This is a genomic window from Vibrio sp. 970, assembly GCF_033339075.1.
This window is the reverse complement of sequence record NZ_JAWOTW010000003.1, coordinates 38,518-64,307: the sequence shown is the minus strand read 5'-3', so window position 1 is coordinate 64,307 and position 25,790 is coordinate 38,518. Positions and strand designations below refer to the sequence as shown.

At 42.9% G+C, this 25,790-nt stretch carries 24 protein-coding genes and 2 pseudogenes; 9 read left to right on the top strand and 17 right to left on the bottom strand.

The window, feature by feature from the left end; all coding sequences use genetic code 11:
• The first annotated feature begins 26 nt into the window (after positions 1–26).
• Complete coding sequence (gcvH, locus tag R7Q11_RS05180) at positions 27–407, top strand: glycine cleavage system protein GcvH (protein WP_005376432.1); 381 nt, start codon at positions 27–29, stop codon at positions 405–407.
• A gap of 126 nt (positions 408–533) precedes the next feature.
• Positions 534–3,398: an aminomethyl-transferring glycine dehydrogenase gene (gene gcvP, locus R7Q11_RS05175; protein ID WP_042520777.1), complete on the top strand. Its 2,865-nt coding sequence runs from the start codon at positions 534–536 to the stop codon at positions 3,396–3,398.
• Positions 3,399–3,637: 239 nt separating this feature from the next.
• Here the strand turns inward: gcvP and R7Q11_RS05170 are convergent, their stop codons facing one another.
• From R7Q11_RS05170 to R7Q11_RS05160, 3 genes are all read right to left on the bottom strand, one after another.
• Entirely contained in the window at positions 3,638–4,039 is a 402-nt protein-coding gene (locus tag R7Q11_RS05170) for a VOC family protein (RefSeq protein WP_005388788.1), read from the bottom strand.
• A gap of 250 nt (positions 4,040–4,289) precedes the next feature.
• Positions 4,290–5,117 (bottom strand): MBL fold metallo-hydrolase, encoded by an 828-nt coding sequence (locus R7Q11_RS05165; protein ID WP_225452537.1) that lies wholly within the window; start codon positions 5,115–5,117, stop codon positions 4,290–4,292.
• Between the two features lie 266 nt (positions 5,118–5,383).
• Positions 5,384–6,289: a LysR family transcriptional regulator gene (locus tag R7Q11_RS05160; protein ID WP_042520773.1), complete on the bottom strand. Its 906-nt coding sequence runs from the start codon at positions 6,287–6,289 to the stop codon at positions 5,384–5,386.
• 93 nt (positions 6,290–6,382) lie between these two features.
• On the opposite strand from R7Q11_RS05160, the gene R7Q11_RS05155 reads away from it, so the two are divergent.
• From R7Q11_RS05155 to R7Q11_RS05145, 3 genes are all read left to right on the top strand, one after another.
• On the top strand, positions 6,383–7,294 hold the full coding sequence (locus tag R7Q11_RS05155) for a DMT family transporter (RefSeq protein WP_225466251.1): 912 nt from the start codon (positions 6,383–6,385) through the stop codon (positions 7,292–7,294).
• Between the two features lie 196 nt (positions 7,295–7,490).
• Positions 7,491–7,952, top strand: a complete 462-nt coding sequence (locus R7Q11_RS05150; RefSeq protein WP_005376442.1) for a carboxymuconolactone decarboxylase family protein — start codon at positions 7,491–7,493, stop codon at positions 7,950–7,952.
• 104 nt (positions 7,953–8,056) lie between these two features.
• Positions 8,057–8,797 (top strand): helix-turn-helix domain-containing protein, encoded by a 741-nt coding sequence (locus R7Q11_RS05145; RefSeq protein ID WP_005376444.1) that lies wholly within the window; start codon positions 8,057–8,059, stop codon positions 8,795–8,797.
• A gap of 119 nt (positions 8,798–8,916) precedes the next feature.
• Here the strand turns inward: R7Q11_RS05145 and R7Q11_RS05140 are convergent, their stop codons facing one another.
• The 5 genes and pseudogenes from R7Q11_RS05140 to accD all read right to left on the bottom strand — a co-directional run bounded on the left by R7Q11_RS05140 (position 8,917) and on the right by accD (position 12,224).
• Positions 8,917–9,411, bottom strand: a complete 495-nt coding sequence (locus R7Q11_RS05140; protein WP_149192049.1) for a YcxB family protein — start codon at positions 9,409–9,411, stop codon at positions 8,917–8,919.
• A 224-nt stretch (positions 9,412–9,635) separates the two neighbouring features.
• Positions 9,636–9,896 carry a DUF5062 family protein gene (locus R7Q11_RS05135; protein WP_005376453.1) on the bottom strand — a complete coding sequence of 87 codons (261 nt, stop codon included), beginning with the start codon at positions 9,894–9,896 and terminating at the stop codon, positions 9,636–9,638.
• An 82-nt stretch (positions 9,897–9,978) separates the two neighbouring features.
• A pseudogene (locus R7Q11_RS05130) lies at positions 9,979–10,215 on the bottom strand (threonine aldolase); the annotation flags it as partial.
• A gap of 40 nt (positions 10,216–10,255) precedes the next feature.
• Positions 10,256–11,116 (bottom strand): immunity 49 family protein, encoded by an 861-nt coding sequence (locus R7Q11_RS05125; protein WP_149192050.1) that lies wholly within the window; start codon positions 11,114–11,116, stop codon positions 10,256–10,258.
• A 238-nt stretch (positions 11,117–11,354) separates the two neighbouring features.
• On the bottom strand, positions 11,355–12,224 hold the full coding sequence (accD, locus tag R7Q11_RS05120) for an acetyl-CoA carboxylase, carboxyltransferase subunit beta (protein ID WP_149192051.1): 870 nt from the start codon (positions 12,222–12,224) through the stop codon (positions 11,355–11,357).
• Between the two features lie 109 nt (positions 12,225–12,333).
• Here accD and R7Q11_RS05115 point away from each other — a divergent pair, with 109 nt between their 5' ends.
• Entirely contained in the window at positions 12,334–13,239 is a 906-nt protein-coding gene (locus tag R7Q11_RS05115) for a LysR family transcriptional regulator (protein WP_165439074.1), read from the top strand.
• Positions 13,240–13,443: 204 nt separating this feature from the next.
• On the opposite strand, the gene R7Q11_RS05110 is transcribed toward R7Q11_RS05115, so the two are convergent.
• Positions 13,444–16,086 (bottom strand): hypothetical protein, encoded by a 2,643-nt coding sequence (locus R7Q11_RS05110; RefSeq protein WP_149192053.1) that lies wholly within the window; start codon positions 16,084–16,086, stop codon positions 13,444–13,446.
• A gap of 311 nt (positions 16,087–16,397) precedes the next feature.
• Here R7Q11_RS05110 and R7Q11_RS05105 point away from each other — a divergent pair, with 311 nt between their 5' ends.
• Both R7Q11_RS05105 and R7Q11_RS05100 read left to right on the top strand, forming a co-directional pair.
• Positions 16,398–18,158: an ABC transporter ATP-binding protein/permease gene (locus tag R7Q11_RS05105; protein ID WP_225466250.1), complete on the top strand. Its 1,761-nt coding sequence runs from the start codon at positions 16,398–16,400 to the stop codon at positions 18,156–18,158.
• Positions 18,159–18,650: 492 nt separating this feature from the next.
• Positions 18,651–19,043 carry a hypothetical protein gene (locus tag R7Q11_RS05100; RefSeq protein ID WP_064354741.1) on the top strand — a complete coding sequence of 131 codons (393 nt, stop codon included), beginning with the start codon at positions 18,651–18,653 and terminating at the stop codon, positions 19,041–19,043.
• Positions 19,044–19,083: 40 nt separating this feature from the next.
• Here R7Q11_RS05100 and R7Q11_RS05095 read toward each other — a convergent pair whose 3' ends face one another.
• The 4 genes and pseudogenes from R7Q11_RS05095 to R7Q11_RS05080 all read right to left on the bottom strand — a co-directional run bounded on the left by R7Q11_RS05095 (position 19,084) and on the right by R7Q11_RS05080 (position 22,727).
• Positions 19,084–20,088, bottom strand: a complete 1,005-nt coding sequence (locus R7Q11_RS05095; protein ID WP_154204330.1) for a metal-dependent hydrolase — start codon at positions 20,086–20,088, stop codon at positions 19,084–19,086.
• A gap of 328 nt (positions 20,089–20,416) precedes the next feature.
• Positions 20,417–20,875 (bottom strand): hypothetical protein, encoded by a 459-nt coding sequence (locus R7Q11_RS05090; protein WP_005388759.1) that lies wholly within the window; start codon positions 20,873–20,875, stop codon positions 20,417–20,419.
• 93 nt (positions 20,876–20,968) lie between these two features.
• The gene (locus R7Q11_RS05085; RefSeq protein ID WP_017820977.1) at positions 20,969–21,997 is read right to left on the bottom strand and encodes a phospholipase A; all 1,029 of its coding nucleotides are present in this window, start codon (positions 21,995–21,997) and stop codon (positions 20,969–20,971) included.
• Positions 21,998–22,223: 226 nt separating this feature from the next.
• Positions 22,224–22,727, bottom strand: a pseudogene (locus R7Q11_RS05080) (DUF2938 domain-containing protein).
• 84 nt (positions 22,728–22,811) lie between these two features.
• Between R7Q11_RS05080 and R7Q11_RS05075 the strand changes: the two are divergent.
• Positions 22,812–23,219 carry a helix-turn-helix domain-containing protein gene (locus R7Q11_RS05075; RefSeq protein WP_165439075.1) on the top strand — a complete coding sequence of 136 codons (408 nt, stop codon included), beginning with the start codon at positions 22,812–22,814 and terminating at the stop codon, positions 23,217–23,219.
• Between the two features lie 72 nt (positions 23,220–23,291).
• On the opposite strand, the gene def is transcribed toward R7Q11_RS05075, so the two are convergent.
• From def to R7Q11_RS05055, 4 genes are all read right to left on the bottom strand, one after another.
• The gene (gene def / locus R7Q11_RS05070) at positions 23,292–23,798 is read right to left on the bottom strand and encodes a peptide deformylase (RefSeq protein WP_017635324.1); all 507 of its coding nucleotides are present in this window, start codon (positions 23,796–23,798) and stop codon (positions 23,292–23,294) included.
• Positions 23,799–24,032: 234 nt separating this feature from the next.
• Positions 24,033–24,497 (bottom strand): ABZJ_00895 family protein, encoded by a 465-nt coding sequence (locus R7Q11_RS05065; RefSeq protein ID WP_149192055.1) that lies wholly within the window; start codon positions 24,495–24,497, stop codon positions 24,033–24,035.
• A 32-nt stretch (positions 24,498–24,529) separates the two neighbouring features.
• Positions 24,530–24,859, bottom strand: coding sequence for a YceK/YidQ family lipoprotein (locus R7Q11_RS05060; RefSeq protein ID WP_017820979.1), 330 nt, complete (start codon positions 24,857–24,859; stop codon positions 24,530–24,532).
• 391 nt (positions 24,860–25,250) lie between these two features.
• The gene (locus R7Q11_RS05055; protein ID WP_033906511.1) at positions 25,251–25,790 is read right to left on the bottom strand and encodes a tetratricopeptide repeat protein; all 540 of its coding nucleotides are present in this window, start codon (positions 25,788–25,790) and stop codon (positions 25,251–25,253) included.

Genomic DNA, 25,790 nt, shown 5'->3' with positions numbered 1-25,790 from the left:
CTGACAAGTTATTCGGAGATTAAGCAATGGACAAAACACTGAAGTTTGCAGATAGCCACGAGTGGGTACGTGACAACGGTGACGGCACAGTAACAATTGGTATTTCTGAGCATGCACAAGAAATGCTAGGTGACGTGGTATTCGTTGACCTACCAGACGTAGAAGACGAAGTTGAAGCAGGTGAAAGCTTCTCTCTCGTTGAATCTGTAAAAGCAGCGTCAGACATCTACGCACCAATCACTGGTGAAATCGTAGAAATCAATGAAGAACTAGAAGACAGCCCAGAGCTAATTAACGAAGAGCCGTACGAAGGTGGCTGGATCGTAAAAGTGAAGATGTCTGATGTATCTGAACTAGATAACCTGAAAGACGCAGACGAATACCTAAACTCTATCGAAGAAGAGTAATTAGGATGTGACGAAAGCTGTTCCCTAACCTGTTTAGAGAACAGCTTTTTTTCTAGGTTCGGACGTATAATTTAATTTATCAGTAACGCAAATCCGTTACCCGAACCAAGGAGTAGGTAAAGGACAATGACTGAATTACTTCAAAGCCTCAGCACACAAAACGAGTTCGTTGCTCGCCACAATGGACCAAACAAATCTGACCAACAGAAAATGTTGGAAGCGATCAACGCAGTTAGCCTAGATTCGCTTATCGACGAAACCGTACCAGCACAAATTCGCCTAGAGCAACCAATGAGCTTGGCAGAAGCGAAAAGCGAAGCAGACATGCTGGCAGCAATGCGTAAGTTCGCCGATCAGAACCAAGTTAAACGTACATTCATTGGTCAGGGTTACTACAACACCTTCACGCCGAATGTGATTCTACGCAACGTGATGGAAAACCCGGGCTGGTACACTGCTTACACCCCTTACCAACCAGAGATCTCACAAGGTCGTTTAGAAGCACTTCTAAACTACCAACAAATGGTGATGGATCTTACTGGTATGGAAATCGCGAACGCGTCATTGCTCGATGAAGCAACGGCAGCAGCAGAAGCGATGACACTTTGTAAGCGTGCGGGTAAAAGCAAGAGCAACGTATTCTTCGTTGCTGACGACGTTCACCCACAAACCATCGAAGTGGTAAAAACTCGTGCGAAATTCATCGGCTTTGAAGTCTTGGTTGGTTCTTTAGAATCACTACCAGAGCAAGACGTGTTCGGCGCACTAGTTCAATACCCAAGTACAACAGGTGAAGTTCGTGACCTAACGGACATCATCGCTAAAGCGCAAGCAAACAAAACACTAGTGACTGTAGCAACGGACCTTCTTGCTTCTACCCTACTTAAACCTGCAGGTGAAATGGGCGCAGACGTAGCAATCGGTTCAGCACAACGTTTTGGCGTGCCGATGGGTTACGGCGGTCCACACGCTGCTTTCATGGCAACGCGTGATAAGCACAAGCGTACAATGCCTGGTCGCGTTATCGGTGTTTCTATCGATACTAACGGCAACCAAGCACTGCGCATGGCAATGCAAACGCGTGAACAGCACATCCGTCGTGAAAAAGCGACATCAAACATCTGTACTGCTCAAGCACTGCTAGCGAACATGGCGTCTTTCTACGCGGTTTACCACGGCGCAGAAGGTCTACGCACGATTGCTCGTCGTACGCACCACATGACAGCCATCCTAGCCGCTGGCCTAACTAAAGGCGGCTTCGAGCTTGCTCACAACAGCTTCTTCGACACCATCACTATCAACACAGGTGCACAAACTGAAGACCTATACGCGAAAGCACTAGCCGCAGACATCAACCTACGTAAGTTGGGTACTCAGCTAGGTGTGAGCTTCGACGAAACCACAACCGTGGCAGATGTAGAAGCCCTATTCGCAGTATTCGGTGTGAAAGAAGAAGTCGCAGCACTATCAACTGAAATCGCAGGCAACGAGTTTGCAGCCATTCCAGAAGCATTGCGCCGCACAACAGAATATCTAACACACCCTGTGTTTAACACGCACCACAGCGAAACACAGATGATGCGTTACCTAAAACAGCTAGAGAACAAAGACTTCTCACTCACGCACGGCATGATCCCACTGGGCAGCTGTACGATGAAGCTGAACGCAGCAGCAGAGATGATTCCAGTAACTTGGCCTGAGTTTGGTTCGATCCACCCGTTCGCACCAGCAGAACAAGCAGCTGGTTACGCAGCACTCGCAAAAGATCTTAAAGAAAAGCTATGTGAAATCACTGGCTATGACGCATTCTCACTACAACCAAACTCTGGTGCATCGGGTGAGTACGCAGGTCTTATCGCGATTCAACGCTACCACGAAAGCCGTGGCGAAGGTCACCGCAACGTATGTTTGATCCCAAGCTCTGCGCACGGTACTAACCCTGCGACAGCATCTATGGTGTCAATGAAAGTGGTTGTGGTTAAGTGTGATGAAGAAGGCAACATCGACATCGACGACCTAGCAGCGAAAATCGAGAAACACAAAGACAACCTATCAAGCATTATGATCACTTACCCTTCTACGCACGGCGTTTACGAAGAGAAAGTGAAAGAAGTGTGTGAAATGGTTCATGCCGCTGGCGGTCAGGTTTACCTAGACGGCGCTAACATGAACGCGCAGGTTGGTCTAACATCACCAGGCTTCATCGGTTCAGACGTTTCTCACCTAAACCTACACAAAACCTTCTGCATCCCGCACGGTGGTGGCGGTCCGGGTATGGGTCCTATCGGTGTGAAATCTCACCTAGCTCCTTTCTTACCAGGGCATATTGAAGACGGTGTAGAAGGCGCAGATTTCGCAGTATCAGCAGCAGATATGGGTAGCGCTTCTATCCTACCTATCTCTTGGGCTTACATCGCAATGATGGGCGAACCTGGCCTAACAGATGCAACAAAAGTAGCAATTCTGAACGCAAACTACGTGATGGAAACACTTCGCCAACACTACCCTGTTCTTTACCGTGGCAAAAATGGCCGCGTAGCGCACGAATGTATTATCGACATTCGTCCGCTGAAAGAAGAAACAGGTATCAGCGAAGAAGACATCGCGAAGCGTCTAATGGACTACGGTTTCCACGCACCAACTATGTCGTTCCCTGTAGCGGGCACGCTAATGGTTGAGCCAACGGAATCGGAAGATCTAGAAGAGCTGGACCGCTTCTGTGATGCGATGATCGCTATCCGCGAAGAAATGGAGAAAGTGAAAAACGGTGAATGGCCACTGGATAACAACCCACTTGTTAACGCGCCACACACTCAAGTTGATCTTTCAGCTGAAGATTGGGACCGCCCTTACTCTCGCGAGATTGGCTGCTTCCCGTCTAAAGCGACCAAATCTTGGAAGTACTGGCCAACGGTAAACCGCGTAGATAACGTATACGGCGACCGTAACCTAATCTGTTCATGCCCAAGCATCGATAACTACGAAGATTAATTTTTGTAGTCTCTAAATCGACAAAGGCGAACCGTTTGGTTCGCCTTTGTTTTTGGTGTGCCGCCCTAACATTTGTTGATACATCGAGAAGGAATGATGGCTAGTTATTGTTTGCACAAAAGTGATTTAGAAATACAGTGACTTCTGAGAACCTTTGAATTAGCACTAATATCTCAGAGCCTTAAAAGCTTGTTGGAAACTCCTCATGAACACTATGTTATGCAGGTGCTATGTAGTTTCTAGTTCAGTTGCAGTAAGTCCCATTTATTACCATAGAGATCTTGGAACACCACCACTGTCCCGTATTCTTCCACACGAGGCTCTTCATTAAATACAACACCATTTTTCTTCATCAACTCGTAGTCACGCCAAAAATCATTAGTTTGCAGAAACAGGAAAACACGGCCACCTGTTTGATTTCCTACTGCATGCGTTTGCTCCGGTGTACTCGCTTGAGCTAAAAGTAGGTTTGTACCATTGGAGTTTGGAGGAGAAACTTGAACCCAGCGTTTACCACCACCTAGGTTGGTATCTTCAACCAGAGTGAATTGAAGTTTTTGAGTATAGAATTCGATAGCATCGTCGTAATTTTCAACGACTAGAGCAATGTTTCCGATTTGCTGCTGAACAGTTTTGGCCATGATGATTTCCGCTGTGTCAAAACGCTAATTGTACGCTATTTTGAGACTTTTCTAGAAAGCACGTAACGCCTTGCAAATGTTTAAGGCACACAATACGAATGTTTACACACAGCGCCTTTGCCACTAGAACCTACAAACAATACAGCTACCACAAGTGTCGAATCTTGATTGAGCAACTCATCAAAGCCTTAGCTATAACTCAAGAGCAAATCTCTAACCTAATAACGAAGGCTGCTCGTATACCACGGTATTATAGTTCTTCTAGTTTTCCCTTAGCTAAATCTTCTTGTTGCTTAAGGAACATGAAGAAGTTTGCCTCACTGATAAACGGGTTACCGCTTGTACCGAGCTTCTTCCTATTTTCAAAAAGGAAATTTTTATGTGGATGGTTCGAAAGGTTAACGTTCACAATAGGTGCCTGTAGTGAAATTTTTCGAATTTTCTCCATGCTAGTCAGGAACTGGCCAATAACTTCTGGATCATTGCTACTTACGCTATGCCCACCAACGATAAAAGCACGATATTGTTCGCCATTATCTTCAACAGTGAAGTCTAAGGAATAATCACCTTCCGTGTGGCCAGGTGTGAGATAGAACTTAAACTCATGTCCACCAATAGCCATAGAGCTATCGCTTTTTATCTCTATGTCTAAATTTGGAGGAAGGAACTTGTTCTCACCTTCGCTTTTGTTTGATTGCTGTATAGATAGTTCATGAGCGCTTTTGGTCATCACGACTTTGGAACCATACTTCTCTTGAAGTAACTGGGCGCCCCCAACGTGGTCAGAATGCCCATGAGTTACCAATATGTGCGTTATTGGCTTATCTTTTAGCCCTAGCTTCTCTAGGTTGATAGGTATCCACTCAGAGTAAGGGAAGTCAAGCGTATCAATGATAACGAGTCCGTCGTCTGTAGCAATGGCATATGATGAGACCCACTTGTCTCCTACATAATAGACATTATCAAACATCTGAAATGGTTCTACATAACCGTTCTTATCATTCATTGCTGGAACATATTGACTTAAGGAAGCAAAAGACGAAGCACTGAAAAGTAAACCTACAATAATTTTTTTCACGAAATCACACACAAATATATCCTTAATAATTTCTTATAGAACCTCGCGGATGAGAAAGCTCTAAACGATTTTCAGAGGCAAATACAACTGCAAATACTTTCTACTTAGCTTGAATTTTAGCTGACCGAATCACTTGTAAACTCGAATCCCATTAACTGCCTATGTATTCATGATTCTTTTAGAGGTTAAATAAATGAACTCAATTGAAGCAGAGTCATGAAGCTTCACTTGAGGTTACCGGCACAGCACAATGTGATAAACCTCTTTCAAGCAAACATTTGAATGCGATTTTTCCAATTTAAGACATGTTCAATAAATGCATCAACTCTTGCAGGCCTTTTATCGCGGTCTCGATACATAATGAATACTTCTTTACCCGAGCATTGCCATTCTGGCAACAAAGGCAGCAGGTTATGTTGATCATGATTTAGCTCATGAAAGTAATAGGTTGGAATCCAAGCAATTCCTAAACCATGGATGACGGCGTCTCTAACTAGCAGTACATCATTTGAAGTGAATTGAAACTTTAGCGGATGATCAAATGTTTCATTGGTGATTTGATTAACTAATTTCCATTGGCTGTCGTTGTTTACCGTAATTAGGCGATGATGAACAAGTTGTTCTGGATGGGTAATCGGTTGGTGTTGTTCTAAATAGCTTCGTGATGCACAAAGCGCAAATGGAATCGACCATAATTTCTGAGCAATCCAGTCTTGTTCAATAAGATCACCAAGACGAAAACTAACATCGACACGGTTAGATACAAGATTGATTTTTTCATTCTGTACATCTAAATCGATACATATCTTCGGATGTTGCTCTGCAAATTCATAAACGCACCGCTTTAACCACATCTGTGTCATGTTAATTGGCGCTGATATTTTGATCGTTCCGCTTAAAGACTGACGCTCAGTCGCAATTCTCGATGTCACATTATTTAAGCTAAGAAGTAACGGCTCACAGAGTTGATAATATTTTTCGCCATCAGTTGTTAACGCAAAGTGGTGTGCACTGCGGTTAAATAGTCTGCAATTTAAGTTTGTTTCCAGCCTTTTTAACTTCCGGCTTAGCGTAGCTAACGGGACATTAAGACACTCAGATGCTTGTGTTAGGCTTTGATAGCGAGCAACAGAAACGAATAACAAAAGATCATCCAAAGAGTGACGTTCCATATTTGGGATTAACCCTCTTAAATTTGGCTATTAAAAATCAAATATGAAATATATAGCATTATCGCGTCAAGTTAATTTTTATCAGGAAGATCTATGTCTAAGCATTTATCAATTTGGTGCGGTGTTGTTGTCGCTATCTTTTTTTGGTCTAGTAACTTTAACGTAATAAAGGCTATTAATAGCGATGTCTCTCCTTTGGATTCAGCGACGTTACGATTTTCCGTTGCAGCTTTAATACTCTTACTGATAAGAGGTACTAAACGCTCTCCATATGGAGCCAAACTCACACGAAAAAGTATGTTGTCGTTGTTTGTTATAGCAACCGTGGGTGTAACTATCCAAAACTTCTCTATTTTCTCTGCAATGAGATTTACTACCCCAGTTAACGCAGCGGTTGTTCAGGCAAACCTACCACTTGTCACTATCTTGTTGTCGGGCTTTATTCTCAAAACTTCCATTTCGGTTAAAACTATTTTAGGTGCACTAATCAGCTTTTGTGGAGTGGTAATCGTCATTACAGGGGGAAATATTCATTCTATTAGCAGCAATAGTAATATTGGTGATCTATACATGTTATTTGCTTTAATTAGTGGGTGTTTATACACAATTCTAGCGAAGCGTTTAACATCTCATATCTCAGTAACTCAGCAGTTACGTTGGGTGTTAAGTATTGGTGCCATTCAAATGGTCGCTATAGCGATGTACCACGGCGACTTTAGCCGTAGCTTAAATGCCATAACATTTAAAGACCTAGCATTAATAGCTTACATGAGCCTGTTTGGAACTTTGATTGCTTATTACTTTTGGATGAAAGGCGCTATCGTTCTTGGTCCAGATAAGATGTCTCCATTATTTAATATTATGCCGGTATTCACTCTACTGATTTCGTTCATTTCTGGTGAGCAGGCTCAATGGGAAAATGTTTTAGGCGTCTTTATCGTTGCGGCTGGTGTGTATATAGGTAACTCAGCACCTTTTGCTCGTTTACGGAAGGTGGTGGAGTAAAAATAGACGCCAACCTTAAGTCGCATTATTTAGAGCAATACTTTGTTAATTGGCATAAGTTTTCTTGGTTTCCAATAGGTACACTTTTCGCTTTCGTCGTTCACTCTTTTATCTAATTTTATTGAGTGCATGTCGAAAATCTTCAATCTTTTGCTAAGAGCGTTTTTTACTATGTAAAAAACAGAGGAGAATGACCATGAAAAAACGACTCAACTATATTGAAGTAGCGCCAAAAGCAATAGAAATCCTATACGCTCAGGAAGCTTACTTCCATGAACAATTTAGCCAATCAGAAACTATGAACATGATCATATGGGAACTGGTTAAGTTACGCATATCGCAAATCAATCAATGTGCATTTTGTATCGACATGCATAGTAAAGATGCGCTTAAGTTAGGTGAAAAGCCGGAACGCATATGGGGGCTTAGTGCATGGAAAGATATGCCATTCTACAGCGATGCAGAACACGTTGCGCTTGGCTGGGCTGAATTACTAACTGCTGGCCTACCAGTAGATGATGATACCTATCAGCTGACCTTGAATACCTTTGGAGAAGAAGCTATGGTCAACCTAACAATTGCGATCAACGCGATCAATAGTTGGAACCGAATAGTTAAGGCATTTAAGCCAAAGGTTGGAGTCTATAAACCTCGATAATTCTATTTGACGGTTCTTACTTGTAAGCCACTGCTTATGCCTCAACTTTATATGATGAAAAGTACATGTGTATCACTTTCTCATTTAAGTTGAGGTTAAATAGGATGATTCATTTGAACTTAGAATTTGATATTTTAAAACCTCAAAAGGCTTTAGCTGGCTATGTTCAAGCCATTTGGTCAGCATCCGTCAAACCTGATACGACGCAAACCGTACGTAAACAATTACTCAGTGATGCTGGTACAGGTGTGGTATTCATTTTACAGAATGAAGTACAAATGGATGGTGAGTGGCAAACGCCGGGGGTTGTCCTACTGCCTATAAGCATTCTCGCACATCAGGTCTGCCTACCGCCAGGCGCGGTGATGACTGGCGTACGCTTTCATCCTGCTGTTGGTTATCAACTATTTGGTAAACGTCTAGAACAGCTATTGCGGATTCAAGACGACCACCCTTTGGCTTCTTCTGCGCTAGCAACATTTGAGTCTCTGCAAACAGCGCGTTCGCCATATGCAAGGATTTCTACGTTATATCGCTGGGTTCAAACACTGATTGAGGAATATGAACCGCAGTATGTCGGCCACATTATTGAACAACCTACAGGGACCATCAGTCAGCGCCAGAGAGAGCGCAATTTTCAGAAATGGTTGGGGATTACTCCTAAACATTACCAACGCATTAAACGAGTGAAGCACACTTTAGAGCAACTCCGAGCGCAACCCGATCTTACTTTATCGGAATTGGCGCTGGAGCAAGGTTTTTCCGATCAAGCACACATGACTAGAGAGTGTAAGCAGATTGCGCGCATGACACCGAAGCAGTATGTCCGAAAGAGAAACCTCTAAGCCTTATTAGCTTTCTACATCAAACCCCATTGATTCAGAATCGACCATATACTTGTTACAATGTTCGATCATATATCACCTACTTTTTCGATCGCTCATTCCAGCTTGATATGAGCTGGTTAGCTCGCTTTTGATGCTGCGTGCTGCTCTACCATAAACGCGATCACTTCTTCGTTTAAGCAAGATTTGCTGATGTATTGGCGTTGTTTACCAAGATGAAGGATAAAGCCCAAATCGGTTTGTTCGAGTTGGTCGATTTCACTCCAAGCGAGGCTGCGATCGATTTTACCGCTTTTATAGCGCACGCCATCTGCATTAACTTCAAACACTACTTTGCTGCCACGGCTTGAACTGATGGTTTGACGCCATAGCCACCAGGTTCTTTTGAAGTAAACGCTACACGCTTCAATCACACTCAATACGATAAAGAACCAACCGACATAACCGTTAGGTAGCAGTTCAAACTCCAATAAGACCACGCCAAAAATTAGAAACAATATCGCTTTTAGGTAAGCATGCGGGAACTTCGTTGGCTGGCTAGTTTGATCATAACACTCAGCAAAGAAAGGCTTGTCGAGTGTGTATTCTGTAGTGAATTCGAAATCTTTAGACATGTATGGTTACTTTAAGGCTTCTGTAAATGAGTATTCTTGGTTGCACTCTTGCAACGCGAGCATTGTAGCGCTTCTCTGGCTTTATCTTTAGCCCTTTTGATGCTGTTTTGTAAATCAATAATAACGAAACATTAGAAGACCTCGGTGCACTTGCCAAGATCAGACAAGGCGAACCATCTGGCTCGCCTTGTTAATTAATGACCTATGTAACTTCTTCAGGCTTTCTACTTTAGAGGGTCGTTGTCTGGCAACGCACTGTGTATCCATACTGCTAGTCGGTGTTTGATGCTTGCGCCATCTAGCTTGCTTTCCGGTAATGGCGTGATCTGTTTGGCATCGACCAAGAATAGGTAAATCGCTTTTACTCTTAGAGGTTGTGGTGACTGTGGAAGATCAAAGCCTTGTAGCTTCGCCATCTTCCCACCAATCTCTAGTGCCTTCTTAACCAGTTTGTCTTCATTGTGAAGCTTGGAGCTTTTTGACATTGATAAATCCTCTTCTTCGCTTCAATTAAGAATACATGAAGTGTCACGTATGGCGTGTTAGTAAGCTCGCATATTGATAAGTTTATGTCTTACCACCGAGTAACTGGTTGAAAAATAACCTTAATTCTTCGTCACCAAGGCTGAGCAGGTAGTCACCGACATACCATTCAACGATGGATTGATGTGGATGTGCCGTGACTTGCGGATTACCAAACCAAATGCCCTTTTCTGTAGCGAAAGTATGTTGAAGTTCTTTCAACTTTTCACAGCTGAAAGGCAGGATAAGGTGCAACATGTTTGCTCGAGGTGCTGCCGAACGGCATTGCTGCAGACACTACATAAGGTGTTCTATTAATGATTTATTTAGAACAAAGATCCTGTTCACCGTAAACGAGCCATTTCGGCAAATATGCGGTTTCTGGAATTGTCCAGCCATACTTATCGTATGCCAATGCAGCAAGACCAATCAGTTTCAAAGAAACATTCCCTTTTGGCGAATAACGAACATCTTCATTCATGTAGAACTGGTAATGCGCCTCTAACGCATCTTTCAGTGCTTCTTGATAATGCGCCTCATCGCCATCGATAATGGCAACAAACACATTCACAAATGGAATAAACAAAGAATGTACATAGGGCACTCTGGTTGATTCTAAGTATTGCGGAGAAGATTTCTCCATCACAGTTTGCAATAACTCAGGTAACGCTGATGAATTGCTAAATACACCGTTAACGAACTCGACTAGCGCAACATCGAATGGATCTTTTAAACGCACTAACGACTCATCCATGATGGTCATCAGCTCTACGCCGCGCCAATCTCTCGCGGCCATCGTTAAACAGATTTCATCCAACCAAGCATCCATCGTTCCCCCTGCAACAGAACGGTTACCTACTTCCGAACAATGTCGGTGCCCAACGGAGAATTCAACAACTTGCTCTGAATGATTGGCCAGTAAGTACACGTTATTCAGTAACTCAAGCGCTCTTTTTATATAAGCTGGCGAGGCATGATGTTGTCCATATTTTGAAGCAGTGAAGAATGAGCGGAGCGAATGCCAAGCATCGCCTTTCATTCTTTTGAGAGGTTGCTGATAAAAAGATTGTTTTTCATCAAGCATTTTTTCCCAAAAACTATAGAAACGTTCGTCTTCTTCACGAAAAATACGCAATTTTCTTTCTTCAGGTATCTCTAAATAGTGATTTTTCATTGGTTCCATCGTTCCCTAGCCTCGCATTATAAGTTGTTCTAATTTTTGCCGTGATGATAATCATCCTCAAAATCAAGCATTGAATGATGCCGAAGTTGTTTTATGAAATCAATTTATAATCAGTATCTTATATCGAAAAGCAATACTTAATTGAAATGAATCGAAAAGCCGCCTTTACGCTATTAAATCAATCGATTGCATATCAGTAAATATCTCAAAGAACATATAAAGCATGAGCCAACCGCAATTACTTAACTTCTAGTCGGATGCTTGTATTAGTGAGTTTTGCTATCAACCCGCCTATCCTCTCGCGCATATCGTGCCTTTGCACAATCATATCTAAAGCGCCATGCTCAAGCAGAAACTCGCTTTGTTGAAAGCCATCCGGTAGCTTTTCTCGCACGGTTTGTTCAATCACACGACGCCCTGCAAACCCGATTCTTGCCTCAGGCTCACCAATATTGATGTCCCCCAGCATTGCCAAGCTTGCCGAGACGCCACCAAAGGTTTGATCGGTCAATACCGAGATATAAGGCAAGCGCGCATTGGATAAACGCTCCAACGCAGCGCTGGTTTTTGCCATTTGCATTAAAGCCATCAGCGACTCTTGCATACGTGCGCCACCACACGCATAAAAGCAAACTAACCCGCAATTTTCCTCTATCGCCGTATTCACGGCATCAACAAAACGAGCACCCACAACCGACCCCATCGAGCCAGCCATGAAAGAGAACTCGAACGCGCAAGCCACGATGGGTAAGCCCAACAGCTCGCCTTTCATTACGACCAACGCATCTTTCTCGCCAGTACTTTTTTGAGAGAGAGCAAGACGCTCTTTGTAGCGTTTCTTGTCCTTAAAGTTGAGCAGATCTTTCGGCTCATATTCGCTAGCAAGCTCTATACGCTCACCTTTGTCCAAGAAGCTATCTAAACGATGTCGCGCAGACATTCGCAAATGGTATTGACACTTGGGGCAAACTTCCAAGTTTTCCTTGAGCGCGATGCGATACAGCACTTGGTCACAAGACGGACACTTAGTCCATACGCCTTCCGGAATCGACGCTTTACGCGTATTAATGATGTTCTTTTTATCTAATAGTTTTTCTAACCAACTCATTGGAAAACCTTTATGCCCAAACAACGGTAACTCGCATTGTATAAACCTGTTTTAAGTAACAAAGTGCAACTTATTGGCTTTATAATCCAACCAAATGGGATTAATGGAGATGCTTGAGAAAATTGATCAGCAATGGCTAAAAAGCTTCCATTGTGTCTACGAGAACAATAGCTTCAAAAGAGCCGCCGAGTTTTTATCTCTGCCGACATCAAATGTCAGTCGCCATATTGCGTTACTTGAAGAACAGCTTGATGTGCGTTTATTCGACAGAACGACTCGACGAATCTGTGCAACAGACGCTGGAGAACAGCTCTATTTACGCACACAGCCTTTGTTAGACAAACTGAATGATGCGCTTGAAGAAGTGACGCAACACTCTCGTGAGGTCATGGGGCAGCTCAACGTTGTCATGCCAGATTCACCAGAACTAGCTAAAGCCGTCGTCTCTTTTTGTGCTCAGTACCCTGCTATTTCATTGAATTGCGAGACGAACCTAAGCCCTAAAGAGGACTTGCTCGATGGGTTTGACGTTATCTTGAGTTTTCACCGCGGCAAGCTTGAAGACAGCAATTGGATTGCAAAAGAGATCAAGCGTTGGCCGAGTATTGTGGTCGCATCACCTAAGCTATTGCACACACGTCAGAGACCTTTCAAAATTACCGATTTGAAGCACGTTCCTTGTATCAGCAGCTTTACTGCATTGAAAGGAACACCTTGGGTTTTCAGAAATTCGGAAGGAGAACTGATAAGTCAACGAGTACAATCTGCATTTAAGGTCAACAGTGGGCAACTTGCAAAAGCCGGCGCGTTAGCAGGATTCGGGTTTGCGATTCTACCTGTCGAGTTTTGCCATGAAGAAATCGAATCAGGAGATCTGGAAGTGATCGAACTGGAATATGAACCCGAAGATTTGGTGCTGTATGCCTTTTACGCTTCAAGAAAACACTTAGCCAAGAAGATCCCGGAGTTTATCGAGCACTTAAAACGCCAAGCGAATAACGAAACAAGTGGGTAACTGTCAGATCAGGTCTGAATTAGTACCAAATTAACACAAGTAACCTTATCCGCTCTTCTTTGACTTAGGGTAAGTCTTGCATTTAGCAAAACGCAAAACTTGCCCCCATGATTAGAAACTTATCAAACCATTCATTCTCGTTATTAGCTTGACACAAAATTTAAGTCAGATCGCAAAGATTCACCCTTGCGCAATTTCTTCGCTTCATGCCATTAAGTTTTTAAGACGATGCGCATCCGGATGATTTTCCTGAATAAGTACCCGACTCAATGCTTCAACGAATTCACGCTTCATGACATCAGTCGATGCTTGCTCAGGTTGCGTCATTGTTAATACTGCAAACGGATTGGGTGCAAGGTGAATGTCTTTCCAGATACTTCTACAAATCTCCGCATGAAGATGTTGAGGTAATTGTCCTGATTGTAAAAACAACCCCATGATACTGTCATCATTCACAGACCATAAATGACGATAAGCACCTTCAAATAGTTGCGATGGATGGAGTTTTCCCCTGAACCCTTGACAGCTGTACAAGACATTTAACACATCTGCACTCCATTGCTGCCAAATATCTTCAGGCAAATGAGTTTTCAGGTTGGCATACTGACTGATAATCCAGATTGAATCGACATACATAGAGTCTCCACGAACTAGCTCACTCAAAGTCATAAACCAGGATTCTATTTCCGACTTATTACGTTCGTTATACCCTTCTACTTCTAACGTGCCTTTTAATACTCCCAAGTAGAAAGTCACATGATCAAAACGTCGTCGATATCCCTTCTGTTTCACTGCCAATATTTCAGTCATCAGCTCAGCACGAGATGGCATAGAAAGCCGACAACTTAATCGACTTAACTGGAAAAATAGCTTCCACACCCATTGAGGGAATACTTTAGCAACCTCATTCAATAATGAAGTCAATAATTCAGGTGTTATTTGTTCAGGGCAGTCATTTAAATAGTCAAGAACAACCTTTAGTGGCTCCACTGCATAATCACCATCGCCTGGCTTACTTTTCCCTTTGTTCACTGAAGGTATCAATGCGACAGCCTGATCCACTCTACCTGCGACAATAAACAGCTGAATGATAGCACTGCGATCGTCATAGTTTTTTTGATATTTCTTCAACTGAGCTGCTTTTAATACTGCATGAACAAACGCTTCATCCTGCCAGTGCTTCTTGACAGCGTCTAATAGTGCAGTTGCAGTTTTACATGTTTTAATGACCGAAGGAATATCTGCAACCTCTCCCGAATAAGGCCGTTCATTCTTACTATTTTCGCTTTCACCAATAGTGATGAACGGTTTATCTGCACGGAACCCTCTACGATAATACGGCGTCCACTCTTCAACTGACGTCGCCTTACCAAGTTTACCAATAACTCTTGTCGCTTTTAACAAATCTCCCTTTGTAAACCAATAAGCAGCAAGTAACGTTAGAGGTTTATTTTGTTCACTCTCTACATAGAATTTTTCTGCCTTATCTAACAACTCCGTAGTTAAATAGGGAAGAAGACGCTTTGTGTAGTTACCAAATTCATCTCCTTCTGGATACGCCTTAATTAGATAGGGTAATATACGTTCTGGTTGCCCTTCAAAACCCCACGCAACACCATTTATTAGAGCCGATTTCTGCCAGCGAGGAGCAATTTCCGAGTATAGCCTTTCTAGTTCATCATCGGGTAGGCAAAGCTTACACCCTAGTTTTAACCGATTTTCTTCTTTTGCGCCGAATGGATTTTTTTTGTCTTCATCAATCATCCTTTGTTCAACTAGTGCACAAACATCTTTGCCAGCTTTTACTGCATTGGCCAGTTCAGTGTCGGCATCTGGCTTGTGCTGACTTTTGCTGTCTACATATTGGTTGAGGATAAATACAGGGTCATCAATAGCCGACCAATCATACCCAATCAGTTCAACATGTTCCTTTAAAGCCTCAATTGAGCATTTTTCCATTTGATAGGATGCCAATTCTAAAGCGATGCTAGCTCTCTGATTGAGATCTGCACTCCAGATATACTTACTTAGCGACTCAGCAATTTCATACCATCGCTCACAATTTTGTTTTCCTGCAAGCCTCGCCGCTGCGACAGCTGCACGAAATGTACCGCCAGAGCGACAATCTCTTGGCGCATAATGACGAGCAAGACGTAACAATCCTTTATAACAACGCTGCACTTCAGGGTGATTGCTGTCTAAGTTGATGGTTGCGAATGTTTCAATAGCTGTGCCATAGGCAGCCGCCTCATCCCCCCCGTCTTGAATCATTGGTCTAAGTGCACCAAGAGAACTCAAGCTACAAATTGCTTGATCTTTTAGCTTCCCATCGGCTAATCCTCGGATAATCTCAGCCCATGACTCTGCTACGTACTCGCGATTGTAGGTATTAGATGCCTTTGCATAAGGTATCGCTTTTTCGTGCTTGCCTTGGGCACAGAGAGCGCGAATCACACCCTCCAATGCGCCATCACTACGGGAGTATTGGTTACGATACATGACATCATCATAAGGTAATAAGACAGCAACTTTTTCTGTCCAAGTTCGGTTCAACTCATGATAGATCTCAGAGGTTTTCAGCGACTCAACAGGTACATTTTCACGTAAGCCCAGTGTGAATAACGGTAACTGAGTGACATCTCCCCCCAATTCAACCAACTGAATTTCAAGCATTATGGTGCTCAAGTAGTATTGCAGTTCATTTAATTCTTCTAGTGCCGATACTGCACCACAAACATCACCGAGCTTGAGCTTATCGTAAGCATCCAAGAAAGGTTTACATCCTTCACCGGGTTGTGAAGACAACAATTTCTCAGCAATATCGTACCAGTTTATTACTTGTGGCATTAAGCCAGCCTCCTGCTTATTGAAAGCTTAGAACCTAATCGAATAAATTCATTATAAACCAAACGCTTAGGTAAGGATAGACTAATTCTAAAGCATTATATTCTTCACTAGAAATTCAAATGGAAAATTGGTGTGCCGTGGAGTTGGCTAATTGAAGTAACTTCCCCTGACAATTCTTTGATTCCTTGGGGTCAAATAGCCCACCCTAGCCTCAGTAAAATGGCGTCTTTTACTCGAACCAGAGCCCCACTGGTCTCATCAACCAAACTGGCTTACTATGCCAGGTACCTAAAACGCTTTGTGAGTCACTCATGAGCAGAAAAAATAACAAAAATCTCAGCATTCTTCTTAAACTCAGCACCTTTATTGCACCTTATAAATGGCGGGTTGCGGCGGCCTTGGTTGCCCTTGTCGCGACAGCAAGTTTGACGTTATCCGTTGGCTATGGAGTGCGCATTCTTATCGACCAAGGCTTTGCTCAGCAATCACTGCAAGAGCTTACCAATGCGATTCAGTTTATTGTCGGTGTAACATTGTGTATTGCCATTGGGACTTTCTTTCGCTTTTACCTTGTCTCTTCCGTAGGTGAGCGCGTTAGTGCGGATATTCGCCTTGCGGTGTTTAACCATGTGATTACGCTGCATCCGAGCTATTTTGAGACCAACAGTAGCGGCGACATAATGTCGCGCCTGACTACCGATACCACATTGCTGCAAAGCATTATTGGTTCATCGTTCTCGATGGCGATGCGTAGCGCTTTGATGTGTTTTGGTGCCATCATTATGTTATTCGCTACCAACGTTAAGCTCACGCTGATTGTGCTTGCTTCTGTGCCTTTGGTTCTGGTTCCGATTTTGTTTTATGGACGACGCGTGCGTGCTCTCTCTCGCCAAAGTCAGGACTCAATGGCCGATGTTGGCAGCTACGCTGGAGAAGCGATAGAACATATTAAAACCGTGCAAAGTTTTAGCTCAGAGTCGCATGAACGAGCGGCTTTCGCTGTCGAGGTGGAAAAAGCTTATGAAGTAGGTAGACAGAGAGTAAAACAGCGCGCGATCCTGATATCAGGCGTTATTGTGCTTGTGTTCAGCGCGATTGCAGGCATGCTTTGGGTAGGCGGCAGCGATGTGATTCAGGGAAAAATGTCTGCGGGTGACCTAGCCGCATTTGTGTTTTATACCATTATGGTTGCCTCATCGACTGCAACCATTTCAGAAGTCATGGGTGAATTGCAAAGAGCCGCAGGTGCTACCGAACGGCTGATTGAGATCCTTCAAGTAGACAGTGATATTAAAGCGCCAAGCAACCATTTGCCTGTCCGTGCCGACATGCTTGCTGAGGTTAACTTTAATTCGGTGAGTTTCAACTACCCTTCTCGCCCAAATCAACCAGCAATCAAAGAATTAAATCTAACCGCTGAACAAGGAAAAGTACTGGCGTTGGTCGGCCCTTCTGGTGCAGGTAAAACAACACTATTCGAACTGCTGCAACGATTTTATGACCCACAGCAAGGGCAAGTGTTGTTTGGTGGTGAAGATATTCGACAGTTCGACCCAAACGAGCTTCGACGTCAAATGGCGCTCGTACCACAACAACCAGCGCTGTTTAGCCATGATGTTTTTCATAATATTCGCTACGGTAATCCTGAAGCGACGGATGTACAAGTTATCGAAGCCGCGAAAAAAGCCCATGCCCATGAGTTTATTGAGAAGCTTCCCGAAGGCTATCACAGCTTTTTAGGGGAGCGCGGCGTTAGGCTATCGGGCGGACAAAAGCAGCGTATTGCGATTGCTCGCGCGATTCTAAAAGATCCAAAAATCTTACTGCTAGACGAAGCTACCAGCGCCCTTGATAGTGAAAGTGAACATCACGTTCAACAAGCACTTGAAGCTCTAATGAAAGGACGCACAACGCTGATCATTGCTCATCGTCTTTCGACTATCCAACATGCGGATAAAATTGCGGTGCTCGACAATGGCGAGTTAGTCGATGTTGGTAACCACCAATCATTAATGCAAAGCTGTGAGTTGTATCAGCGACTTGTGGCATTGCAATTTAAGCACTTGGAGTAACGCCTAGTTAAGCGTTCAAAAGTAAGCAAAGGCGGACCAAATAATTTAATAACAGGAGTTTAACGATGTTTTTGTGTCAGTCCAGCGAGCCTTGGCGAGACTAAGAATCTAGCTCTGAGTGGTTAATGAGATAATTTAGACCATGAAGAGCTAGGATAGAAGATCCCACATCATGTCCCATCGTCGCTGTACAAGGTGACGAAATACAAAAGATGCCACTCGCAGTTAAACGAGCGGCATTAAACCAAGCAGCTCGCCTTTTAACAAAGGAATTCCAGTAAGAATCCAGTAACCAGCGTATTCTCCCTTCAACTAGAAACACTCGTTCACAACTACCATATAAAACCCAATCAACTTCATTTGTAACAATTAAGGTTTCAAAAATAGGAAATCATTACTGAAAAAGTTTACCGCGTTTTGTGTTGCTATCTATGGTTACAATGTTTGAGACATCAATGCTTTCAAACCAAGCAACACAAAAGCGGCACCGATATGAACAGCGAAGCGAAACAACTATTTTCTTATCTATGTCAGCGATACGATGCGCTTTCTCAAGAGCTTGAGTCTCGCCCTTTTCCTGAATTTTCTGAGACTATTACTCATCCTCTTGGGCACTGTTTAGTCCGTTGCCCAGCAGGTAGCCAACGCTTTTCTATTGTAGCAGTCAACTTTGCACCCTCCGTTCGCGGGCAAGGCGTGCTTACTGCATTTATCGACTACATCAAAAGCAATCCATACCACTACCAAGGTGTTGAGGTTGCAATCATTGAAAACAAGAACTTAGCTAAACGACTTTTGTCTCTTGGCTGGAAGTACAAGTCCCTGTTTGGCAAAATTTTCTTCGCTAGCAAGCCGACCCTAGTAAAGGACTTTCAGTCTACGTAATGGTTATTACGACACCGCATCGACATCCAAAGTAAAGCCATCACTCAAAATCCGTAAGCATGTTGAAAAAAACTTGGCGATCTTCTGCAGTACTTCCTCGATGAGCAGTGTATTCAACGTGCGCGTCTGCGCTGGCTTTTGGGGATAGATTGATGCCCCATAACGCATTAATTTGGTTTGGTACGATGGAATAACGCATATCAACAATTCGCATTTCATTATTCGGATCCGTCGCTACAAAACCGTTTGAAAACCAACGGAAACGTTCGATGTCTCTTGCTTGTTGCGATTGCGGGTTTAGCCACGGAAATTGCTCTTTTATATTTAACTTTGGAGTTGATTCGCCAGGGTAAATTTTTATTGAACGCCCCACCCTTACGGCATCTACATAGTAGCTCTCTTCCGTTTCATAAATTAGTTTCCAAACCAAAAGATTGCTGAAACTTGGTTTGGCTTTTAATTGTATAGCGTTGTGTTGTCGCTCTTTGACGATTTCCCAACCAGCTACTTCTGCTCTATCTCGCTGGATCATTCCAAGACTTAGGTAAGCCAGGCACCATAAAAATGCAATGCGGGCATAGTTTGGGCTTCGCTTCAGTGCAACAAACAAAAGCAATATTAAAATAGGGAGTGTGAACGCGGGGTCGATTACCGAAATAGTGTTCCAAGCATAACGCGTGTTGCTTATCGGCCATAGAAGCTGTGTTCCATAACTGGTGCATGCGTCTAATAACGCATGGGTACTATAACCAAGCGCGCAGTAAAACCAACTCTGCCGGAAGCTTAGTCCTCGCTTTTTTGCGAACAATGGATACAACACCAAAGCACAAATGAAACTACCAAACGGGATAAACAAGAGCGAGTGAGTAAATTGGCGATGGTATTCCAAATACAGCAAAGGATCAGTTGAAGAACGGATGAGCACATCTAAATCCGGAGCCATCCCAGAGACCACGCCCAACACGCCAACAACTGCAAGGTTTCGCTTGTTGCTCACGGCCAGTGGCAAAGCTGCACCCAATAAACCTTGCGTTAACGGATCCATCGTTCACTTCCTTTAGATAGATGAAGCTCAGCTGGAAAGCGTACACGCTCAATAGTCGGTTCCAATTTAAAAACCAGAAGGTTCTTCGACATAAATTATCCGCATTTAAGTGGAAAACAATACACGACTTAGTCATGCATTTGCTTGTTTAGCAACAAACACCTTGATTTAGTGTAAGAAGGAATCACGCCGTTCGCTAGTGAACGAACAAATCTGAGTCTAGGCTTGTTTGGTATTTCAAGCCCGAAGGTTTATCTGACGCGAAAAAACAAGGCGAACCAAATGGCTCGCCTTGTTTCTAATTTACTGAACGATAAACGACAGGTGTTTAGTCTTGAGGATTCTCTTTCGCGTTGATTTCAGCGTAAGTGTGCAGCAGCTCCGTCAATGTTTTTACCCACGCAAAAACATCCGAAGGTGCATTTTCGATTAGTTTTTCCACTAGAGCACAGTGTGTTTCTAGCGTGATGGCCTCTTCCAAACGGAATGAGATCGCGTAGAAATGCCAAAGCACCAATCGCGTCATTCGCTCGCTATTTTGCTTTGCGTTGTCTGAGTCATCAAACGCTTGTTGAATTTCACTCAGTGCGATTGCTGTCATGCGTAGCATTGCATCAAGACGTGCAGACAACATGCGGTCTTCACTATCCACTTCTTCTTGATCAAAAGTGAACAGCTCATTCATCACGTCTTCTGGCACCATTTTACTGATCATACGAGCACTAAACTCTTCCAGCTCATGGCGAGGCATAGTTACAAGACAATCGAAGGTGTAATCACGAAGCATAAAATCACTCTAGGTTAGAAATCAATTTCAGCCTCGCATTCTAAATATTGAAATTTCAATTGCCAGTGTTAATTTCTATCCATCTACGAAAAACTACAAAACACCGTTGATTGCAATACCAACACCAATCCGCTGCTGATTATGATCATAGTCGATCAAACTCTTACCATAACCCGCTGAGTATTGTGCGTACCCCTGAACTTTGCCCCAAATCGGAAATGACACACCGAGTTCTGCAAAACCCTTATGTGTTTGAAAGTTCTGGCGACCTAAAAAGGTAAACTCGTAACCATTCCACTTGTAAGCACTCGATAGCTCAAAGTGTCCCATATAGTCTTCGATATCCGGGTTATCATCACCTTTGGGATCATTAGGCGATGTCTTTTCATCTTCAGGTATACGCCACCAAGGCTGGATAGAAACCGCAAAATTGTCTTTTGCAAAGGTTAAGTTGGCATAGACACGGTTCCAACTGCGCGATAGCTCCTGTCTCTGACCGTTAGACTCATGTTCAATACCAAAACCTAACCAAGTCGAACCATCAAGTGGTTTCCAGTCTGTTGGGGTGTAGTAAAAAAGCTCTGGACGATAATTGGTTTCACGGAATGGACGAGATGCTGCACCCGTGTATACCTGCCAAAATGATTTAAGAGTCATTCCAAAAAACAGACCATCTCCATCAAACAACAAGTCATCATAGTTCATTGGTACTTTAAAACTGATTTGGAACTCCGCCTCTTCCTTACGCAGTTCATCGCCGTATTTGGTGTCGGCATACGCGCGTTTATTTACACGATCACTGTATGTAAACGGAAGAATATAGTTAACGCGATGCGCGACCAGACTAAACGGTTCGAACGCGTTTTCTCGTTCTGATTCCAAACGCTTGTCGACCAAACTTTCCTGAAGTTCTTCAGGCTCTTCAATTTCTGGATCAGCGGGCACTGTGCTGGTTACTGTGTCAAGCTCACACTGCGCGCGAATGCTCTTTATGGTTTCTTCACCTTTGCTTTGCTTTATTTTGTCTAGCAAACATAAATCATAAGCACTGGCTGTTTCTCCCATCGCAACTGGCGCTGCCAATAAACTCAGTATTGATATCCCTGCCACTTTTGAAGCCATCTGAAACCCTTAATATTCTTTATGTCAAACCAGATAATTTTAGTTTTTCTTGGTAAACCGCTTGCCATTCTGACGTTAAGGCAATGTTAAATGTCCGCCGACTTTACGTCTTGGATAAATGCAACAGACTTTAGACATATCGGTCAACTATGATCAAAGCGCAAAAAACAACCAAGAGTTGAGCATCATAGATAAAAACCACTCGTTTGCATGATGCTCATTTTATCTATGCAAAATACTGGCTCGTAACTTTGATTGCAAACCCGGCTATGAATAAACCCAAACCATAACCCAAATGCGCCAATGTGCTAAGAAAACGGGCTTTCCAAGGTGTTGGGGTTTTACTCGCAGCAAAACCAAATCCTAGACAAGGTTGAATGACCAAAAATGGGAAGATCAACGTTACCACGCCTGTAATTAAGCTGGGCATTAGACTGGGCTCTACCAACCAATGATGACCAAAAACAGTAACGTGAGCCAAAGCGAAAGTAACGCCGATGGCATAATGCAAAAACCAGCCAAGTGACTTTTCTCCCGGCATCGCCTCTGACGCCATAATTGGCACATGCATAAACTTTCCTTGGGGCATGTACAAAACTCAGCGCGCAACCAACGCATAGTTTAATGAAGGAATACCAAACACTCTCCTTTGTAACCATGCCCATAAATCCATTATCAAAGTGGCACCAATCCCTATTAGCACCGCTTGCAATCCCATTAAAAGCAGCATTTTTCTCTCCTCAAGTTTTTGATTTGTTAAGGTCTTAGTTGCATGCTACAACTTAAAGCCAACTTGAAGTCAATGGGGAATAATATGGATATTGCAGAAGTGGTTAGAAAATCAGGATTGCCGACTTCAACGCTCAGGTACTACGAACAGCTGGGGTTAATTCGCTCGATAGGAAGGAATGGATTGAGACGCCAATATTCACCAGAGGTACTCAATACACTCAATTTAATTAGCTTGGGGCGTATCGCTGGAATATCGCTTAACGAAATGGCAGAAATGTTGAATCAATCAGAAGTTTCAAAGCCATATATCGATCGTGACTTACTAACGAAAAAGGCACTTGAGATTGATGAGCAAATAAAACGTTTGAAAGCGGTGCGAGACAGCCTAAACCATGTCGCCTCCTGCCCTCATGAATCGCATATGGACTGCTCTTCATTTCAAAGGCTTATGAAGGTCGTAAAGCGTTATGTCCCCCAAAAACAGAGATAAACCGCTCTCACTACCGTCCTATTCTTGATTTAAAAGGAAGTAACTCGACATGGAGGGTTACTTCCTCTCATATTACTTAGCTTTCGCTTTTACGTACTTCTTCACTTTTTTCATCGCCATTTTTTGCTTCAGCGGTGAAAGGTAATCAATAAACAAGTTACCCGATAGGTGGTCAATTTCGTGCTGCATCACAATCGCCAAGAACTCATCGCTCTCGATTGTAATCGGGTTGCCATCACGGTCTAGTGCAGAAACAACAACTGACGTGTAACGCTCTACATCTGCGTAGTACTCAGGAACAGAAAGGCATCCCTCTTGACCAAGTGCTTTGTTTTCTCCGCTCACCACTTCTGGGTTAACCAAGATTAAAGGATCATTGCGTTCGTCAGAGATATCGATGACAACAACCGCCTCTTTTCTGCCTACTTGGGTTGAAGCTAAACCGATACCATTGCCCGTTGCGTAAAGTGTTTCTAGCATATCGTCTATCAGCGTTTGTACTGTCGATACATCAGTGACTTTTTCTGCTTTTACTTTAAGCCTTGGGTCGGGAATGGAGAGAATTTCGAGGACTGCCATACTTACCTTTCATATCTATAAATCGTAATTCGTGGCGAATTATACACACGTTTCTCGATACATAAACCTGCTAAGCTATCTTGCGCACAAGGCATAAAACATTAACTCAAACGACAACACAATAAATGGGTTTGCCTTTTAGACAAAAAATCCTACAAACAGGAAACTAAAACGCCAGCACATTATGGCTGGCGTCTTGTCATGATCCTAATTGAATCGTTTGTTGTATTTTATCTACTGACTTTCCTTGGCTTTGAGTAATACTCTAATCGCCATTTTCTCACCACTTTTTAAAATTAAGTAGGCGATGCCAATCGTTATTAGCATTATGATAGCAATAAAAATACTTACCCCACCGAGCTCAGATAATAAATAAAACGGAGAAATATCTAACGACATTAAGATAAGAGAGAACACTGCCAAACTTGCTAAAGTCCACAGTAAAACAGCATACCATCTTGTTTTTGATGGCATTACATCTCCAGTCTTGTAGCCGAAGTAATAACCAACACTCATGGCTGGGATTAACGTGCTAAGAAAGCCTGTACCACTCATTTCTATCCCAACAATATATTCAATGGCCAACAGCAATGCAGCCCAACAAACGGACGCCAGACACAACAGAGACGTAACAAGAAGTACCGATGGTGGCTGGTTTATTTCTGATTCTGAATAGTTACTTTTTAATTCCACTTTCATTTCCTTCCATTTATTTGAATAAAATAAGCGTTTTAGATCATGCTTCCGCTTGGACAACCTAGAGAAACAACACCGCCATAACTCGTTGTTGGCGTAACTACCATGACTAAATCAACAGGAAGAAACACAACGTCCGTTGCTAACGACAAAGGAATGTCAATCAATGATAGTGGGTATAACGCGATAGAAGTAATATCAGCTCTTAAATAGCAAGGTTGTCGTGCGACTGATAACGCGGTGCCTGAAAACGGCTTTCCGTATCCGCCACCAGCATGCGCATCTATAGATGAACACCCCACCATTAAAGATGCTGACACCACAAGAAATACAACTTGTAGCTTTTTAAATAGTTTTATTTTCATTTAACCTAGATTCCAACTAACTATTATTTTTACAACTAAACCCTCTCTCAAATTGTATGTTCAATGAATTTACTCATATGGGCCAAGTGCAACCATGTTAATACGTTCTATGTATTAGAAACAATTCATTTATTTCCAATGACACTAGTGAGATCATGCGACCTGATTGGAATCTCACTTAAGTTTTCATGGATCTATCGCGCTGAAAATTGAAGCCTCTACCTGTCATAGAATAAAAAGCCGTCAAAATCAGTGGTTCTGACGGCTTTTTATTTTCTATTACACACTCGATTATTGTTGCAGCTTCGCTGTGGCTTCTACTGCTTTGTAGAAGTCCAGCACTCTCTGTTTGAGGTTCGATTAAAACCCTATAAAACATTAAGCCGCAATATTAATTGAGTTGTTCTATATAGCGATTCAGCTCTACCGCATATGTTTTTTGATCAATCGCAGTGTCACCTATTTCTTCATCTAGAAATCCAAGTAGCATTTGTGCACCACCTTCACCATTATTTAACGCTTGCGTCAAGTAATAGGCTGAAAGCACCTTATTTTCAGGTAAACCACAGCCATCATCATACAAACATGATCCTAAATAAAATTGTGCACTCGCCAACCCATCATCAGCAGCCTCTGAGATTAAAGAAAAGCCCCGCTTAACATCCATGACTTTTGGCTCTTTCAGAAGGATTATCCCTAAAAGCTCTTTACTATGAACATCATCCACTTCGATAGCTTTGATCAATAAAGACTTTGCTCCTTGCACATCACCTTGTTCATAAAATTTATTTGCTTCGCTGTACAACTGCTCTGGAGCTTCTCGGTTCTTAGTTAGGAGGCTTTCTGTCGTTTTAGTTGCCTCAAACTTTGACGTAGTATCGTTACATGCCGTAACAAGGAGCACTACTAATAAAACGTTAACAATTCTCAT